Raw genomic sequence first — 18134 nt, forward strand, 5'->3', positions numbered from 1 at the left:
GCCGATCCAAAAAGACTCAACGAAAAAACTGTTATTTTTGATCCATGTATTTCTTCACACAGATCTTTTTGTTTTGCAGCATCACGGCATTTGTATTTCTGGTGATTGGCCTTTTCAAGCCGTGGGCCATGCTGTGGTGGGAAGACGTGCAAAACCGCCGCAAGGTTATTAAACTCTACGGCAGTGTGGGGATCGTGACCTATCTAGTATATTGGCTCCTGATATGGATTTTGCCCTCATGAAAAATAGAAACCTGCTGCCCTTGCTCCTGCTGCTGGCCGTTGCCTGCGGAAAACCGACAACAAATCAAGAAACCTCAAAACAGGTTAAGGCCGATTCCACACCGGCGGTGCCAGCCCCGCCCGCCAGCGACCTGCCTAACCTGGTAGTGAATCTGGTGAACGGAGCGCCGGTGAACCTGAAAGACCTGAAGGGAAAAACCATCCTCATCCTGTTTCAGCCCGACTGCGACCATTGTCAACGCGAGTCGACTGCCATCCGCGATAACATGAGTGCCTTTGAGGACTATGAGGTGTATTTCATCTCGGCATCGTCTGTTGAAGAATCTGTGGAATTTGCCAAGACCTATAAGTTTAAAGACCAAATCAACGTGCACTTTGCGCTCACCACGGTGGAGAATGTGATCGACACATTTGGTTCCATTTCCGCGCCATCGCTCTATGTTTACTCGGCGGAACATTTGCTGATAAAACATTTCAACGGCGAAACTCCCATCGACGATATTCTGAAAGTGTTGTGATCAACGCAGGCGTTTCGCGGCCACCAGAAATTTTTCTTTCTGCCCCGAGAAACCAATCAGGTAGTCGTGGCCTCCATCGCTCAACCCCGTTTTCTTTTTCAGCTCGTCTACGCTGAGGGGATAGTTGCGCGTGGTGATGTTGGCCTTGCCCTCGGGAAAAAACGGTGACAAAAGTTTTGCAGAAGGTTTCACGTGCGCCACGATTTCGAAAATCCGCCCCGGAAAAAAATCAAGCCGCGTAGACGCTGTGTAGAGGTGTGTGCTGGCGTGAAGTTTGTGAAGTTGAAATTTTTGGGCGATGCTCTTAAAAGCACCCGCTTTCAAAATGGCCGCATTGGGTTCATAGAGATATTGCAACGGCTCACCGTAGATGACAGCCGCCTCACGCTCTTCCGACAAAGAAAAAGAGAACAACTCGTCATCGTTCTTCATCATGTTAACCGTTTCGATCACAGCTTCGCCACTGAAATTTCGCTCGCAAAAAAACAGAACTTCCTTGCATTCGTTCTCCACAGCCACCACCACGATGTTCTTCACATGCTTTAGCTCTTTCAAACCTTGCTGAAGGTCGAGCAACGGCGACGTTTTTACGAGAAGGTGATCTGTGATTTCGAAGACAGAAGACTGCAATAGGGTGATGTCGGGCTCGCACTCGGTTAGTGAAAAAACTTTTTGATTTGCTTTGTTTCGCCGCGATGGATCGATGTAGACAAGGTCGGCCTTTCCCTTCACATCACTGGTTGGGCTGGCAAACTTCAGTAGAAAATCTTCGGCCGTGGATGGGTGATGGGTAATGTTCACGGCCTTCAGTTGGCGATGGTTGTGTTGCACAATGGTGAGCAGGTTGTGGTTGGGCTCCACGTAGTGCACGGCTGCAAAGATGTGGCTGAAGAACAAGCTGTCGATGCCAAACCCACCCGTGAGGTCGACGCAAAGATTTTTTGAAGCCAGGAAATTCAGCCAGCGGTTTTTGAACAATGCCGTTTTCTGAGACGAGCTCTGTTCCAGATTGATGCCGGGAGGATAAACGATTCCCTCGGTTTCATAGAGCAACGGAATTTTCTCTTTCGCTTTTTTCCGACCGGTGATCTGGTCGGCCACCACGCCCATGGGCACGCCGTTCACATCGCGGTGTTTCAGAAGCAGCGTCTTCACGTCGTCGCGCTCGTGTTCGCGAACAAAATGCTGCACCGTTGGAGAAAGGAGATCGTTGAGCAAGAAATGGTATTTTGGCAAAGATAGGATTTGAGTTGCTTACTTTTATGAGCAACCTTGTCAACTCATAGGGATGGTCGGCCTATCTTTACGGGCAAACGCAACGGCTTCAAAAAATGAAATTCGATCTTGTTGTTATCGGGGGCGGCGCTGCCGGTTTCTTTGGGGCCATTCAGGCAGCGGAGCAAAAGCCTGGCCTGAAAATTCTGATTCTCGAAAAAACAACGAAACTGCTCACGAAGGTGAAAGTATCCGGTGGTGGTCGTTGCAATGTGACACACGACTGTATCAATCCGTTTGAACTGGCCCGTCATTATCCCAGGGGCGAGAAAGCCTTGAAGAATCTTTTCAAATCGTTTCATGCGGGCAATACCGTGGCCTGGTTCGAAGGGAAGGGCGTGTCGCTGAAAGTGGAAGACGATGGCCGCATGTTTCCCGACACCGATAGCTCTCAGACCATTATCGATTGTTTTATGCGCGAGGTTCAGCGGCACAAAATCCGCATCGAAATGGAAGCAGCAGTGCTTTCTCTTCGCAAAGAAGAGGAAGAATTTCTTATCACAACAGACACCGAAACCTATCATGCAGCGAAAGTGCTGATCGCCACGGGCGGAAGTCCCAATGCTGGCGCCTATCAGTGGATTGCCGACACAGGCCACGCCGTGTTGAAACCCATTCCATCGCTCTTCACATTTAACGAAGCCGAAAAAAATTTTAGCGACCTCATGGGCATTGCCGTGCCAAACGCGGAAGTGAAAATTACGGGAACAAAATTCAGTCAGCAAGGGCCATTGTTGATCACCCATTGGGGATTGAGCGGTCCGGCGGTGATAAAACTTTCGGCGTGGGCGGCGGAATATTTGCATGGCATTCACTATACCTTTCAGGTGTTGGTGAGTTGGATCGGCGCTGTGAAAGAGGCCGACTTCATGGCCGGTCTCCAAGAACACAAAGCACAAAAAGGAAAACAGAAAATTGTGACCAATCCGCTCTTCGGCTTGCCGCAGCGTCTGTGGGAAAGGTTGTGCTCGCTGGCGGAGATTGACGCGCAAAAAATATGGGCCGACCTTCCACAGAAAAATATGAACAAGCTGATGGAGTTTCTTATCCGTTGCCCGTTTCAGATAAAAGGGAAGACCACCTTCAAAGAAGAGTTTGTTACCTGCGGCGGTGTTGATGTGAAAACGATAGACCTCGACACCATGCAGAGCAAGACCATAAAGAATCTCTTCTTCGCGGGTGAGGTGTTGAACATTGACGGCGAAACCGGTGGGTTCAATTTTCAGGCTGCATGGACCACGGCCTATGTTGCCGCCAAAACCATTGCGACAAGTTGAAGAAAAAAAGAAAGGCAATCGGTGAGGATTGCCTTTACTTTTTCAAGCGAACGAAATTCCCTAATCGCTATTCGTTCTTGAGATTATCTACCGGATTGGCAAAGGCCGCACGCACAGTTTGCGATCCAACGGTGAGCATGCCCATGACGATGAGTATCAAAACACCAGAGCAGATCACGCCGAAACTGAACTCGGTGTGATAGGCAATCATTTGCAACCACAGATTGTTGAGAAACCACGCAGCTGGCACGGCAATGACGACGGCAATGGCAAGCAAAATCAAAAAGCTTTTCGAAAGCAACACAACCAACGCCTGGTCGGTCGACCCCAGAATTTTTCGAATGGAAATTTCTTTGAGTCGTGTTTCGGTGGCGTAGGTCGCCATGCCCAACAACCCAAGGCATGAGATGAAAATGGCCATGAACGCGATCACACCAATCACACCCACAAGATCTTTGAAGATGAAATTGTAGAGGAAGCGAACCTCTTCGTCAAAATCTTTATAGTCGAGTTTCATCCCCGGGTTTGCACGCGTCCAGGCCCGCTCAATGGATTTCACGGCCTGATCGTGATTGCCTGAATATTTCACCTGTAGCACACGGTATTGTTCTTCGTCGTAACGCAAGGTCATGCCTTCAATTTTCGACATCATGAATTGGTGATTGTAGTCTTTCACCACGCCAATGATTTCGAACTTAATGGAGTCGTCGTTCAGGTACAGCACTTCTCCCAGCGCATCGGCGGGTGTGTTGAAATGAAGATCGCGTTGCGCCGTTTCGTTGATTAGCAGGAAGTGTTTGTTTGCTGCGCCGTCTGCTGTTTTGAAGTTGCGTCCGGCCACCAGCGCCACGTTCATGTTGTCGAGATAGTTTGCATCCACAAAGAAGTAGTCGAGGCTGGTGTCTTCCGTGTCGAGCGGCGAACGTTTGAAGCCATCGCTGAACGTAACGCCTGTGGCCGGAATGTGCGATGCGGCGGCAACGTTTTGAATGTTGCTGTAGCGACTCAATTCGGCCTGAAGAGTTTGCACCGCCACACCCTTCACACGAACGTTGATCTTGTTGGCCATGTCGAAACCGTGGTCGGCCCGCACAAACAAATTCAGTTGATTATAGAGCACCAGCACGGAGAGAATAAAAATAAGCGACAGCGCAAACTGCCCCACAAGCAACGTTTTTCGTAAACCCATTTTGGAAAACAAACGCATTGATCCGGCACCCTTCAAAACTTTCACGGGTTTGAATTTTGAAAGAACGGCCGCTGGAAAAATTCCTGCCAACAGGCCAACGATCAAACTAAACAACACAAAAACCAGGTACACAGAAGCGCTGCCTTGCAAATCCCAATGCAGCATTTGCGCAAACTCCAGGCTCAGCAAAAACGGCTTCACCACCAGCAACAACATCACACCTAAAGCCAGCGAACACAGCGCAATGATGACCGACTCGGAAAGAAACTGTGAGAATATTTGAAAGCGGTTGGCGCCATTCACTTTGCGCACACCAATTTCGCGTGCCCGGGTCAGCGATCGCGCAATGCTGAGGTTGGTGTAGTTGAAACACGAGGTGAGCATGACGATGCCGGCCAACCCGCCAAAGAAGTACACAAACAAATTTGGCATGAACGGGCCGATGGGATTGTTGATGAACGGACCGGGTGTGATGTTGGTGAGGCTTTGCAGATAGAAATGGAATTTGTTTTTGGCTTCGGTCGCTGCTTTTTCGCCTTCATGTTTTTTGGCAATCGCCGCCAGGTTCTTTTCTATTTCCTGCGCGCGATGTCCTTTTTCCAACAGAAGATAAACCCAGCCTGCTGTCCAGCTGCCATAGTCGTTGTCGGTTTTCGAAAAGATGCTGTCGGCTTCCAGACTTTTGAGCGTGGCATACGACGCCAGCGCTTCGAAGGCGATGTGGGTCTTTTGATTTTTTTCTTTCATCACGCCCGTCACGGTATAGACTCCCAACCGACCGACCTTGATTGTTTCGCCTACCGGATTTGGTTGCTTGAACAACTTGTTGGCGGCTTTGCGGGTGAGCACCACGGAGTGAGGTTTGACCAACGCTGTTTTGGCGTCGCCGTGTTCCAGTTCCCACTCAAACACGTCGAGGGCGTCGGGATCGGCAAAGAGCCCGGCCACGGGAATGTTCACGTCGAACTCCGGCTCTTTGTCGATCCAGGTGTTTCCGAAACCGCGGCGAAAGCGCACGGCTTTTTCAACGCCGGTGAAATCTTCGGTGAGCGCTTGGGCCAGCATTTGGGGTGAGGTTGAATAGTCATTGCCGGCCGACGACCCGTCGGGATTCAGGTTGCGGGTCACTACGCGATAGATGCGATCGTGTTTGGTGTTGTAGCGATCGTAGCTCAACTGGTCGGCCACCAGCATGATGATGCCCAGGCAAACGGACATGCTGACGGCCAACCCCAGAATGTTGATGAACGAAAAGACTTTGTGACGCCGGATGTTCCGGAAAGCCACGAGAACGTAGTTGCGGATCATGTTGAGTATGCTTTTGGAGAAAGAGTCTTTTGAAAGAAGGGCGGAATTATTTCAAACTCCGTCGCACCAAAGCATAGTAGATCAGAAATCCAACGGAAACCGAAACCGCGAAGATGCCATAGGGCAGAGGGGAGTCGCGTTCGTAGGGAACATATTCGAGTATGATGAGGGCCAAACCGGCAAACAGGATGATGATTCCCCACTTGAGCGGGCTGTACTTGTTTTCGGCCTCTTCGGCATGGCGTTTAAAGATGGCCTGTGTGTCCTCATTCACGAATCCCTTTTCGATCATTTTCTTTTTCAGGATGTAGTCGGTGATGGCGCGGGTGAAGAGGATCAGGGAAGTGCCAAACGTTCCGATAATGGTGAGTGGCATCAATACGTCTCTTAAGCTTTCGTTCATAATGGTATGGATTAAAGTCGGTGTTTTTTGTTTTATGAAGCGTAAGACACGAAACGTTTTGGCGATGTTGCAGCTTTGGTAAAAAAAATATTTTACTTTCCCTGCAACATCATCGCCCAAAGCGATGTCTCACCAAGCCATGACGGATGACTACGCGCTTGTTTCCCAGGTTTTAGAAGGAGATGTGCAGGCTTTCCGGTTGCTTATCCGGCAACACGAAAGGCTTGTGGCGCACATGATTGGCCGTTTGGTGAAAAACAATGAAGAGCGCGAAGAGCTTTGCCAGGATGTTTTTCTGAAGGTTCACGAAAAGCTCTCCGAATTCAGCTTTCAATCCAGGCTATCCACGTGGATCGCCACCATCGCCTATCGTCATGCCATCAATTGGATGCGAAAGCAGAAAATCCCGATGTATGACCTGATGCACGAAGAACACGCCGGAGCTTTTTTCGTGGAATCCGAAAACCCGGAAACGTTGTTGTCTGATCAGGACATGAATGCCTTTGTGTTGACCCTGGTGGATGCGCTGCCGCCACAGTATAAAGCGATATTGACGCTCTATCATGTGGAGGCCATGAGCTATGCCGAGATTGGCCAGGTGACCAATCTGCCGGAGGGCACGGTGAAGAGCTACCTGTTTCGCGCCCGGAATTTGTTGAAAGAAAAAGTAAAGCAGTATATTGGTAAAGAAGAATTGCTATGAATGCCTACGAAGAAGAAATGCAGAAGAATGTGGAAGGTGGCAAACCTGTGCACGGCGACGATGCTGATGCAAGAAGCTACCGCCAGGTGTTTGGTGCGTTGAAGCAAGAACCCGATTTTGTGTTGCCGCTCGCATTTGCCGACCGCGTCGCGCAGAAGGTCATGCAAAAACAGAGTGCGCGAATTGCGACACGCGAATATATTTGGTTTGGGCTGGGCGCAGTGTTGTTGCTGGCGGCGTTTATCACCGCCGTTGTAGTCACCAATTTTAAATTTAGCCTGGGCGTGTTCAGCGCGTTAAAAAGCAATGAGGGCTTGTTAATATTTGGTGTGTTGTTTATCGGCTTGCTGCATTTCGTCGACAAACGGTTCATCCGAAGCAAGACTGCAGGCACCTAACCTTTTTTTGCACGGCAGCATTTCTCCTTTATCTTAGCACTCAGGAGAAATTTTTAACCTATGAGAGTTTTTTTGTGTGCGGCCCTGCTCGTCGCGTTGTCATCTGTAGTGTCAATTGGTCAGAAGTATCATGGCGACAGTTGGGCCGATGTGAAGGCCAACGGTAAGGGCACGCTAACGATTGTATACTACGAACAACCCGGTCTTGTTTTCAAAGACAACGGTCAGATGAAAGGGGTTTGCGTCGACATCATTGCCGACTTTGCCAAGTTCGTTCAGGAGAAATACAACAAAACTGTCACCGTGAACTATGCGGGCCAGGAATCGGAGTTTTCCGGTTTTTTGAAAATCGCGCAAAACACACCGAACATCCTGGGAGTCACCAACACCAGCATCACCGACGAGCGGAAAAAAATCATGAAGTTCACGCCGCCGTTCATGACCACGCAATTGGTGTTGCTCACCAATCAGAACGCCCCCACGCTCACCAATCTGAAAGATCTTCCCAAAGTTTTTGCGGGCTTTTCGGCGCTGGTCATCACGGGCAGCACACACGTGAAATATGCCGAGAAAATAAAAAAGCAATACTCGCCGGAGCTTAACATCACCCTTGCGCCGTCCAGCGAAAGCGTTATCAAGAGCCTTAGTACAAACAACAAGATCTTCTCCATTCTCGACTTCACCGAATATGTTGGCGTGGTGCGCAAGAAACTTCCCATCAAACGCCACGATGTGGACCTGGGCAATGCCGAAGAGCTGGGCTTCATTATGTCTAAATCGTCGGATTGGGATGGACTGTGGAAAGAATTTTTGACGGAAGACTATCGCAAGGGCGTTCGCTACAAAAGAATCATAGCCGACAACCTTGGGTCCACGTTCCTGAACCTGGTGCGTTAAACAGCGTTCAACATTTCTATGCGACAGCCGCGCGCATCAACCTTGAGCCGGACCGTTGAACCATGGCGCCACGCGAGGTTTGGGTTTTCATGACCGATGGGCAAACCAAACGCAACAGGATAGTCGTGACCTTTCACTTTGTTCAGCACAATTTCCTGCACACGCTCGCTAAACGATTCCGAATCTTCAATGTCGGTCATGTGCCCAACCACCAATCCGGCCAGACGTTCCAGTTTGCCGGCGCGCTTCAGTTGTGTGAGCAGCCGGTCGAGCTTGTATTTATGTTCGCAAATTTCTTCGATCACCAGAATTTTGCCAGACGTATCCGGTTCTGACGGCGTGCCCATGGCATCTGCCACCAGCGAAAGATTTCCCCCAATGATTGGCGCCGTGACCACGCCCGATTGGTTATCGGTATCGGGCAAGGCTTCGACAATCCAAGATTCGCCAAACAAAACATTTCTCAGACTCTCCAGCGACGGGCCGGCATCGTCCTGGCCAAAAAGAACTGGCATAGTGCCATGAATGCTTTCGATGCCCTGTGCAAAAAGTTTGAGGTGCAGGGATGTCACGTCGCTGAAGCCGACGATCCATTTAGGATTTTGAACCAGCGCGTCGAAGTTGAAGGCGTCTACGATGCGCGTGGTGCCATAGCCGCCGCGCGCGCAAATGATGGCATGGATAGTTTTATCGTTAACTAGATTTTGAAAATCTTCGAGCCGTTCCTGGTCGGTGCCGGCGAGGTAGGTGTGACCGTCGCTGAAAAGATGTGGGGCAAACCGAACATTGAGGCCCCACGCGGTCAGAATTTTCTTAGCCTCTTCCATCTGTGTGGGCACCACTTTTCTTCCGGTGGCGGCGATGGCCACAGTGGCTCCGGGGGCGAGAAAGGGAGGGCGAATCATCATCACCAAAAATAAAAAACCCTCCCGGTTTAAATTCGCCGGGAGGGTTTTCTTATCAAAAAGAAAAAATATTCTTAGTTGGGTTTCTTCGGCGTTGTTGCAGGAGGCGTGGTTGCGGGAGCAGCCGCTGCAGGCTTGGGTGTTACACCCAGTTTTTTCAACACCAGGTCAGAGATGTCCATTTTCTCGTCGCCATACAAGATCACGTCGAGGCCGCCGATTTGTTGGTTGAGCACAAACGAGTAGCCGTTTTCTTTGGCCACATCTTCGATGCCTTTGCCCACTTTCTTATATACGGGGTCCATCAGCTGAGTTTGTTTTGTCTGGATGGTAGTTTGAGCATCTTGCTGGAATTTCTCCAGGTTCTGCTGCAGTTGTTGAAGTTCACGTTCTGTGTTGGCACGAACAGCATCAATCATGGTATTGATGTTTGCCTGATAGTCTGCCACCTTCTTTTGAAACTCCTGAGTCTTTGTATCCATCTGATTTTTCAGCTGGGTTTGAAGCGATTTGAGTTCCTGATCGATTTGTTTTGCCTCTGGCAACTGGCTGAAGATATAGTCTACATCTGCGTAGCCAACTTTAACAGGGGCTTGTGCTTGGGACACGAAGGATGCTAATCCCAACACCACGAATAACACGAGTTTTCTCATTACAGTAATTCAATTTAGTTTTTAATCTTATCATTTGGGTCTCCAAGACCCAGCTGGTCCAATACAAAGTCCGTATAGTCATAGCGCGGATCTGTGTATATCATCACCAGCTCGCCTGCTTTATCGAACATGATGGCAAGGCTATTTTCCTTACACACCTTATCAACCGCATCCCAGACTTTGTCCTGAATGGGCTTTATCAATTCTTGTTTTTTCAGAAAAAACAGTCCGCCAAAGCCGAACACTTTTTTCTGGTATTCCTTCAGCTCAGAATCTTTTTTCTGAAGGGCCTCCATGCGCTCCTTTTTCATGGTCTCGGTCAGCAACACCTGCTCGGCCTGGTAGGCGCTATACATTTCGTCGCGCTTTTTGCTCATTTCCTGAATCTCCTTTTCCCAGGCCTGCGACAGTTGGTTTATTTCTTCCTGTGCCTTCTTGTAGTCGGGCATCTTTCCCAGGATGAACTCTGTGTCAATGTATCCGAACCTCTGAGCATTGACAAAAGTCAGGCCGAAAATGAGAAAAAAAATCGTAATTAAATATGGGCGCATACTTATCTGATTTGCTGACCAATTGTAAAGTGGAATTGCGATCCACTCACCGGCCCTCTGCTTCCTAACGGAACAGGATCAAATCCATATGCCCAGTTCAACCCAATCAACCCAAACGCAGGCATAAAGATCCTGGCCCCGAAGCCGGCCGACTTATACATACTAAACGGATTAAAGTTCTCATAAGTACCCCAGTTGTTCCCCGCTTCCGTAAACACCAGACCATAAATGGTGGCGGCGTTGCCTGTGGTGACGGGATAGCGCAATTCGAGGCCCATTTTTTCGTAGACCACCCCACCTTGTTGCGATGTGCTGTTGCCCACGGCATAGGTCGGTGGCGTGATCTGGTTATCCTGGTAGCCTCTCAAACCGATGATTTCTTTTCCAAGCACAAACGAGTTGAACCCGCCGGCCAGACCGCTTCCACCCAACACAAATCTTTCGAAGGGTCCGATGCCCGTCTTGGCCTTGTTGTAGGCACCCAGGAAACCGAAGTGTGCTTTTGCTTCCAACACCAGTTTTTTCTTGCTGTCGAGGGGCAAATAGTATTTCGCATCGAACATCCATTTGTGATATTCCTGCCATTTGTTTTTGTCTTCTGCCGAAGCGGTAGCATAGTCAATGCCGTTGAACGACGAGTAAGGAGGTGTGAGCGTCAAGCTGAGTGACACGGACGATCCTGAAGAAGGATACATCTGGTTGTCGATGCTGTTACGCGAAATGGTGGTGTTGAACGTGAGCGCGTACGATTTACAGGTCGTACAGCCCAGGCCGTAGTTGATGTTCTTCAGTGAATAGACGGCATACGACAGCGAGTTCGTGAGCGAGAAATAGTTGTCGGGCCACTCCAGCATGCGTCCGAGACCAACCGTGATGTTGTCGGCTTTCAGCATGGAGTTGAGGTCGTTGTAGCTGGTGGCACCGGCGCCGGCATAGCGCGACAGCGACCGCACGTAACTCACGCTTAAGGAGTGAGGTTTGCGACCACCCAGCCAGGGCTCGGTGAACGAGAAGCTATAGCTTTGGAAAGAGCGTCCGTTGGCTTGCATGCGCAACGACAAACGTTGACCATCGCCCACAGGCAGCGGCTTCCAGTTTTTGAGGTGCGGGATGTTGCGCAGCGAGAAGTTGTTGAAGGTGAGGCCGAGTGTTCCCACGAAGCCGTAGTAGCCACCCCAACCACCAGACAATTCAACCTGGTCGTTCGATTGTTCTTCCACTTGCCACTCGATGTCAACCGTTCCTTTTTGAGGATTGGGTGCCAGGTTCTGGCCGATCTTGTCGGGTGCAAAGTAGCCCAATTGGCCAAGGCGCTGTTGGGTGCGGATGATATCGGAGCGTCTGAATTTCTGACCGGGCACGGTGCTGAGCTCGCGGCGAATCACGTGATCGCTGGTGCGCTGGTTTCCTGTGATGGTCACTTCATTGATAGTAGCCTGCTCACCTTCAAAGATTCGCATTTCAACGTCGATAGAGTCGCCGGCTACTGCTATTTCAACAGGATTGATACGGAAAAACAAGTAACCATCGTCCATGTAGAGACCGCTGATGTCAAGTCCTTTTGGATTGAACTGAGTTGTCTTTTCGATTAGCTCACGGTTAAACACATCGCCTTTGTTAATGGCCAACACGGCCGACAATTGTTTGTCGCTGTAGATGTAGTTGCCTGTCCAGATGATGTTGCGGAAATAGTATTTGGGGCCTTCGGAAACCACAAAGTCCACGTTGATGGTGTTCTCGTTGTGTGCATAGACCGAGTCGGAAATGATTTCGGCATCGCGATAGCCTTTGGTGTTATAGAAGGCGATCAGTTTCTTTTTGTCTTCTTCATAGTCGGCTTTGATGAATTTCGAGCCGGAGAAGATGTTGAGCTTCACGTTGTCGGCCATGAACTCTTTCAGTTCTTTTTTGCTCACCACATAGCTGGAGTCGATAAACTCCTTGGGCTTCACACGCACGATATAGTTCAGCAATGTGCGGTGCAGGGAAAAGTGAGGACGCTCGTGTGTTTTCTTCAGCTTCTTTTTCAAGGTCGCGTCAGACATCGCTTCGTTGCCGACGAACGAGATGTGATTGATTTTTACTTTCGATTTTGTGTTGATGGCGATCTTGAGCCTGATGCCGTCTTTATTGAGCGTGTCGCTTTGTTGCGTGATTTTTACGACCGTGTTCAGAAAGCCCTTCTTCACAAAATATTTCTTCACCGCCGATTCGGTGTTTCGCACCATGGCATCGGTCACAATTTTTCCACGGATGAGTTTGAGTTCGTCTTTCAACCCGCTTTCTTTTCCTTTGGAGATGCCGGTGAAATAGAAGCCCGTGAGGCGGGGTCGTTCGGAAAGGGCAATGTTGAGGAAAACCGTTTGACCTTCGATGCGGTCTACTTTAATGGTGACGTCGCCCACGAGTCCGTGTTTCCACAAGCTGCGGATAGCGCTTGAAATGGCGTCGCCGGGAATTTTGATTTTGTCGCCAACCTTGAGGCCGGTGAGCGACACCATGGCGTTTTTATCGAGGACATTCAACCCCGTCACTTCTATTCCACCGATGGTGTATTCGGCGGGGTTGGCATAATTCAAATTGTTTTCCGACGGACCGGCGGTCGTTGGCGTTCCTCCTCGTTTTCGAAACTGAGCCCAGCTGTTGGCAGCAACACTTAAAAGAATAATCAAGAATAAAACTCGCTTCATCAACTTACAGGGTTCAATTGTTCACTTGTCTTTCCAAATCTGCGTTCACGTTGTTGGTAGGCCCAAATGGCTTCGTACAAGTGCTCCTTCCGAAAATCCGGCCATAGTGTGGGTGTGATATAGAGTTCGGTATACGCTATTTGCCACAGCAGGAAATTGCTGATCCGCTGTTCGCCGCTGGTGCGGATAAGGAGCTCCGGATCAGGGATGCCGGAAGTCTGCAAATAGTTTTCAAAGACCTGCTCATTTATCGCGTCGGCCGTTACTTTTCCGTCCGACACGTCTTTGGCCAGGGCTTTTACAGCTTTCAGGATTTCCCATCGGCCGCTGTAGCTCAGCGCCAGCACGAGGGTGAGGCCCGTATTGTTTTTGGTGTGATCTATGGCCCACTGCAGGTTTTTCTGACAGTCGGGCGGCAGATGTGAGGTTTCGCCAATGGTGATCAGCTTCACCTGGTTTTCTGACAAAGTCTTGATTTCGGCCTTAAGGGTGTTGACCAGCAACTCCATGAGGCCATCGATCTCCGCTTTGGGACGGCTCCAGTTCTCGGTCGAGAACGCATAGAGGGTAAGATATTTTATGCCCAGCTCACCACAGCCTTCGGTAACATCGCGCACGGCCTGAACGGCATTGCGATGTCCAAAAATGCGCATGGCTCCCTTCTTCTTGGCCCAACGGCCATTACCGTCCATGATAACCGCCACGTGCTGGGGGAGATTATTGAAGTCGATATGTTCTTTATGAGAAGCCACAAGGGTTCAAAATTAATAAAAGATATTGGTTATTAATGGATTGAAAAGCGTGTGTAGACGAAATGGAAAAATTTTACTTATAGGGATTGGTGGGACAGGGGATGGAATAGAATGTCCGTGTGATGCTAACCCCTAAAAAATAGTAGTTGTCATTATCGTTGGGGTTTCCATACTGATAATTTTTATAGCGCGGATCGCCCGCCGAAACGTTGTCGAGGTAGTCGAAGAAAGTTTTGCGGATTCCGAACTCAAGCGAAAAATACCACTTGGGGTTATAGACGTATTTCACACCGCCCCCAAAGGGAATGGCCACCTGCACGTTGCTGTATTCGGCGGTTTTCTGGGCGTTGCCCGAAATGCTGAACAGCCCCACGCCGGCAAACAAGTAGGGTGTGAATCGCACAAAGCGTTTGGAGTCGCGCCAGTTCAGGAAATGATATTCCAATCCTGTGGACGCTTCGAGCAGAAACAGATTGAAGGAGGCATTGCGCTGGGTGGCAAATGCGTCGATAGGTTTTTCGCTGGCCGAAAGCTGGCCGCCTGTGATGGCCACGCGGAAGCTCACCACCTTGCTCAGGTTGGAGCGGTAGAAAACCGTGGCCGCGGGGCGCGAATATTTAAAGTTGTAGGTCCGGACGAGCTCGCCGGTGTAGTTAAACGTGCCAATGCCAAAGCCCAGCTCGGAGCTGTTCGCTTCGGTGCTTTGCGCCTGCACTTGGCACAGGGTGATGAGAAAAAGCGCCAGACATGAGAGTTTCTTTATGGGAGAACTCATCATCTGAACTTAGCCCGGTGAAAGTTTTTGCCGAGGATATACGAGAGGCGTATTGTGGTCACCATGTAGATGTCGCGGTTGTTTTTGTTGCCTCGCACGTTGTCGCGGAATTCGCTGCCATAGCCGGCCACAACATTGTAGGTGCCACCGTCCCGACCCACATAGGTCGTGTTGGGTGTTGAAATTTCAGAGGCGCGGTCTGACATGGCTTTGGCCAATTGATTGTTTCCAAACACACCAAGGTCAACATAATTCTGACTCACGTCGTCCAGGTAGTCGGTGAAGGTGTATCGAAATCCAAGTTCTCCTGAAAGGTCCATCACTTCGTTTAATCTGAAACGCGCGCCAAGCCCGAATGGTATGGCGATCTGCACTAATTTGTAGGGTTTGATGCCGTTGTTCACATCGCCTTCCTGAAGTTGGGCATATTGGCCTTCCGTGCCGAGGGGCTGAAGGTTTACCCATTTTCCGGCTTCAGGCAATGGATTTCCCTGAGGATCGGTGGCCGGGGCCTGCGCCTGGGGATTGTGCAGAAAAACAGCGGCGCCCAAAAATGCATAGGGTGTCCACTTCACACGGCTGATATAGGTGGCGGAGTTGGGAAACAAATCGAAGCTTGCCACCACGGATAATTCTTTGATCCGGTTTCGGAACGACAGGTTTCGTCTGTAGCGGAACACGCCGTTTTCCGAATCGCCCTCGTCGGCCGATTTTGCATCAGAGCCCTTGAGGGTTCCATACATGAAGCCGGCAGTGAGGGTATAGCGGGGGCCGAAGCGGTGCGAAAATGTGATGCCGAGGGCCGGGCGGGTAAACGAAATGTCGGTGCTGAAGGAGCTGGGTCTGGGGGCAAGATCGCCGTAATAATTCAACGCGTTCACCGAAATGCCGATGGAGTTATAGACCTTTTCTTTGCCAAACCAGCTTTTGCGCCCTCGGAAGCTAGAAATACGCTTGTTGTTCTTTTTAATACTCCGTCTGTTCATTTGGGCGCTTGCATCGTAGGCAAACGAGAGCATAAAAACAGCCGTCGCGAGGTAAATAAGCTTTCTCATCCGAGTCACAATAAGTATTTATCAATCAATGAACTACAAAGTTAATAAAAAATCAATTCCGAATATCGAGGCCCCAGTTCAACTTCTGCCGCAGCGTCTTAAAATAGTGCGTGCCATCCAATTGAATGAGGTTGACCTTGAAATCGGCTTTCACCACTTTCAATTTTACCGACGGCTCCACGGAGGCCATCCGCGAATCGAGCGACACCAGAAACCGTTTGCTCCGGCCTTCTACCTCGAATGTTATCTCGGACTGGTCTGAAACAACAATGGGACGCACTGTAAGGTTATGGGGACTGACAGGGGTGATGACAAAATTTCCGGACCGGGGAAATATTAAAGGTCCACCACAACTCAGCGAATAACCGGTCGAGCCCGTGGGCGTGCTTACAATGATGCCGTCGGCCCAATAGGAGTTGAGAAATTCACCGTCTATATAGGTGTGGATTGTGATCATGGCCGAACTGTCCTTTTTCACCACGGTGAAGTCGTTGAGGGCGAAATTGAGCGGTCCGAAAATATCTTTTTCGGTTTCCAGCCGCAGCAACGAGCGCTGGTCGAGGGTGTAGGCACCGTCGAACAGATTTTGGAGCGAGCGCTCGGTTTCTTCTTTGCTGATGGTGGCCAAAAACCCAAGCCGCCCGGTGTTTATGCCCAGCACGGGTATTTCGGAGCGGCCAATGTGGGTGATGGCTTCCAGCAACGTGCCGTCGCCACCGATGCTGATGAACAGCTGGATGTTTTTGAGTTCCTTGGTGGGGTTATAGGTTTTGAACTTGCCTTTGATGCCGGCCTTGTTCAAATATTGACTAAACTTTTCGGAGATGCTGAGTTCGATTTTATAGCGGCTCATCACATCAAAAACATGGGCAATGAAGGGTGCTGCCGCACGATTAAATTCCTTCCCATGCACAGCAACTCTCATGCAACCGATTTTTTAGAAGTTTTATAAGCCGGTTTTCCCGAATCTACGATAAAGATAGAAAGGGCTTTGCAAGGTGCCAAAGAAGCGTGGTGAATTAAATATCGAGGTAGCGGAGGAGCATGTCGATGCGATCTTTTTCGTCGCCAAGGGCTTTGGTCTCGTGATACCGACCAATCACTTTGTAGCCAAAACGCTCGAGTGTGGCCACCACGCGCGACAAGTCTACCTGGTTTATTTTGAGGGTTAGGCGAAGCTTGGCCGGATCGAGCGGATCTTCTTTCACAATGCTGCTGAGAATTTTGGCGTGGTTCTCTTCCACAAGCCGGCTGATTTCGGCCAGCGAATAGTCGACGTGGTTCATCGACAGCACCAGGATGCCCCCGGGCAATTGCACGGCCGCGGTCTGAGCAAAAGAGGTGAGTGTGTCCTGAACGGTGATGAGGCCGGTGTAGCTTTGTTCGTCGTTGAGCACGGCCACCACCTGCAGTTTGTTGTCGGCGGCCACTTTCAATATGTCGTAGAAATGTGTGTCGAGGTGAACGTAGCAGTTTTGACCCACGAGGTTAAAATCCTTTACGCGCTTATCGATGTCGTTGGCTTCGAGAATAATTTCTTCGGAGATGAAGCCCAGCAGTTTGCCCTCGTCTACTACCGGCAGAAAGTTGCAGCGGAATTCTTCCATCCACACCACGGCCTTGTGGGCATCGTCTGTTCCCTTTAGCGGCGGGATCATGTGGTTGATAAGATCTTCTGCAATCATAGGACTTTCAGTACTTACGTTTTTTTGTTCACCGCCGGATTCGCCCAAGGTCAGGTTATTAAAAAGTCTTCTACCAATTCGTTGAATTTTTCAGGATGCTCCATCATGGGAGCATGGCAACATTTGTCTATAAATTTAAGATCAGAATTCGGAATAAGCCGGTTGAACTCGTGCGCCACCATGGGCGGTGTGATGGTGTCGTTCAGGCCCCACACCAGCAAAGTAGGTATTTTAATGTTGGGAATTTCGTCGGCCATATTGTTGCGCTGCGCGGATTTGGCGATGGCCACGATGCGCAGGCATTTCGGAATGCTGTTGGTGATCTCGAAAACCTCGTCAATCAGTTCTTTGGTGGCCACTTCGGGGTCGTAGAACGTATAGGAAACCCGCTCTTTTATGTACTGATAGTTGCCGCGCTTGGGGTAAGAACCACCCATGGAATCTTCGAACAGCCCGGAGCTTCCCGTGAGGATGAGTTTTTTCACCTTGTCGGAATTTTTCAAGGTGTAGATCAGCGCAATGTGACCACCCAGGCTGTTGCCCATGATGATCATGTTGTTCAGTTTTTTGAGCTCTACAAAATCTTCAACAAACTTTCGCAGGCCATCGAGGCCCGCTTCGCGGATGGGCATCTCGTAGATGGGCAACATGGGAATGACGACCGTGAAGTTTTTCGAAAAACGATTCACCACGCCCTCCCAGTTGCTCAGTGCTCCGAACAAACCGTGGAGCAGCAACAGCACAGGGCCTTGACCTTCCTCTACATACCGAAAACCGTTTTCTTCTTTTATTTTAATGGCCATGGGGCGTCTTTATCGGGGATAAGTAAGGAAAAAAATTACTGAGAAAGAAAAGATT

The 18134-nt window shown here is 49.8% G+C and carries 19 protein-coding genes; 6 read left to right on the forward strand and 13 right to left on the reverse strand.

Annotated elements, in window-relative coordinates:
• Positions 1–44: 44 nt before the first annotated feature.
• Both JI741_RS11130 and JI741_RS11135 read left to right on the forward strand, forming a co-directional pair.
• Entirely contained in the window at positions 45–242 is a 198-nt protein-coding gene (locus JI741_RS11130; protein ID WP_202009275.1) for a hypothetical protein, read from the forward strand.
• Positions 239–760, forward strand: a complete 522-nt coding sequence (locus JI741_RS11135; RefSeq protein ID WP_202009277.1) for a peroxiredoxin family protein — start codon at positions 239–241, stop codon at positions 758–760. Before JI741_RS11130 ends, JI741_RS11135 begins: the two co-directional genes overlap by 4 nt.
• On the opposite strand, the gene JI741_RS11140 is transcribed toward JI741_RS11135, so the two are convergent.
• Positions 761–1978, reverse strand: coding sequence for a THUMP-like domain-containing protein (locus JI741_RS11140; protein ID WP_202009279.1), 1218 nt, complete (start codon positions 1976–1978; stop codon positions 761–763).
• Between the two features lie 113 nt (positions 1979–2091).
• Here JI741_RS11140 and JI741_RS11145 point away from each other — a divergent pair, with 113 nt between their 5' ends.
• A complete protein-coding gene (locus tag JI741_RS11145) occupies positions 2092–3312 on the forward strand; it encodes a BaiN/RdsA family NAD(P)/FAD-dependent oxidoreductase (protein WP_202009280.1) in 1221 nt (406 codons plus the stop codon).
• A 67-nt stretch (positions 3313–3379) separates the two neighbouring features.
• Here the strand turns inward: JI741_RS11145 and JI741_RS11150 are convergent, their stop codons facing one another.
• Positions 3380–5809, reverse strand: a complete 2430-nt coding sequence (locus JI741_RS11150; protein WP_202009282.1) for an ABC transporter permease — start codon at positions 5807–5809, stop codon at positions 3380–3382.
• Between the two features lie 46 nt (positions 5810–5855).
• Positions 5856–6212 carry a DUF6249 domain-containing protein gene (locus JI741_RS11155; protein WP_202009284.1) on the reverse strand — a complete coding sequence of 119 codons (357 nt, stop codon included), beginning with the start codon at positions 6210–6212 and terminating at the stop codon, positions 5856–5858.
• A 124-nt stretch (positions 6213–6336) separates the two neighbouring features.
• Here JI741_RS11155 and JI741_RS11160 point away from each other — a divergent pair, with 124 nt between their 5' ends.
• The 3 genes from JI741_RS11160 to JI741_RS11170 are packed head-to-tail and all read left to right on the forward strand — an operon-like array spanning position 6337 to position 8210.
• Entirely contained in the window at positions 6337–6915 is a 579-nt protein-coding gene (locus tag JI741_RS11160; protein ID WP_202009286.1) for an RNA polymerase sigma factor, read from the forward strand.
• Positions 6912–7313 carry a hypothetical protein gene (locus JI741_RS11165; RefSeq protein ID WP_202009288.1) on the forward strand — a complete coding sequence of 134 codons (402 nt, stop codon included), beginning with the start codon at positions 6912–6914 and terminating at the stop codon, positions 7311–7313. Before JI741_RS11160 ends, JI741_RS11165 begins: the two co-directional genes overlap by 4 nt.
• A gap of 60 nt (positions 7314–7373) precedes the next feature.
• The gene (locus tag JI741_RS11170; RefSeq protein WP_202009290.1) at positions 7374–8210 is read left to right on the forward strand and encodes a substrate-binding periplasmic protein; all 837 of its coding nucleotides are present in this window, start codon (positions 7374–7376) and stop codon (positions 8208–8210) included.
• On the opposite strand, the gene JI741_RS11175 is transcribed toward JI741_RS11170, so the two are convergent.
• From JI741_RS11175 to JI741_RS11220, 10 genes are all read right to left on the reverse strand, one after another.
• A complete protein-coding gene (locus JI741_RS11175; RefSeq protein WP_202009292.1) occupies positions 8207–9118 on the reverse strand; it encodes a S66 peptidase family protein in 912 nt (303 codons plus the stop codon). The genes JI741_RS11170 and JI741_RS11175 overlap by 4 nt on opposite strands.
• A 71-nt stretch (positions 9119–9189) precedes the next feature.
• Positions 9190–9768: an OmpH/Skp family outer membrane protein gene (locus tag JI741_RS11180; RefSeq protein ID WP_202009294.1), complete on the reverse strand. Its 579-nt coding sequence runs from the start codon at positions 9766–9768 to the stop codon at positions 9190–9192.
• Positions 9769–9782: 14 nt separating this feature from the next.
• Positions 9783–10319 (reverse strand): OmpH/Skp family outer membrane protein, encoded by a 537-nt coding sequence (locus JI741_RS11185; protein ID WP_202009296.1) that lies wholly within the window; start codon positions 10317–10319, stop codon positions 9783–9785.
• Positions 10320–10321: 2 nt separating this feature from the next.
• Positions 10322–13009, reverse strand: coding sequence for a BamA/OMP85 family outer membrane protein (locus tag JI741_RS11190; protein WP_202009297.1), 2688 nt, complete (start codon positions 13007–13009; stop codon positions 10322–10324).
• Entirely contained in the window at positions 13009–13701 is a 693-nt protein-coding gene (gene uppS, locus JI741_RS11195; protein ID WP_236676041.1) for an undecaprenyl pyrophosphate synthase, read from the reverse strand. Before uppS ends, JI741_RS11190 begins: the two co-directional genes overlap by 1 nt.
• Before the next feature lie 133 nt (positions 13702–13834).
• Positions 13835–14539 carry a type IX secretion system protein PorG gene (gene porG, locus JI741_RS11200; RefSeq protein WP_202009301.1) on the reverse strand — a complete coding sequence of 235 codons (705 nt, stop codon included), beginning with the start codon at positions 14537–14539 and terminating at the stop codon, positions 13835–13837.
• Entirely contained in the window at positions 14536–15591 is a 1056-nt protein-coding gene (locus JI741_RS11205) for a DUF6089 family protein (protein WP_202009302.1), read from the reverse strand. Before JI741_RS11205 ends, porG begins: the two co-directional genes overlap by 4 nt.
• Before the next feature lie 52 nt (positions 15592–15643).
• Complete coding sequence (locus JI741_RS11210) at positions 15644–16516, reverse strand: NAD kinase (RefSeq protein ID WP_202009304.1); 873 nt, start codon at positions 16514–16516, stop codon at positions 15644–15646.
• Between the two features lie 94 nt (positions 16517–16610).
• Positions 16611–17276, reverse strand: a complete 666-nt coding sequence (locus JI741_RS11215) for a CBS domain-containing protein (protein WP_236676002.1) — start codon at positions 17274–17276, stop codon at positions 16611–16613.
• A 50-nt stretch (positions 17277–17326) separates the two neighbouring features.
• Positions 17327–18079, reverse strand: a complete 753-nt coding sequence (locus JI741_RS11220) for an alpha/beta fold hydrolase (protein ID WP_202009306.1) — start codon at positions 18077–18079, stop codon at positions 17327–17329.
• Positions 18080–18134: the final 55 nt, after the last annotated feature.

The organism is Chryseolinea lacunae (assembly GCF_016735595.1).
In the GTDB taxonomy this organism is placed as follows: Bacteria; Bacteroidota; Bacteroidia; order Cytophagales; family Cyclobacteriaceae; genus Chryseolinea; species Chryseolinea lacunae.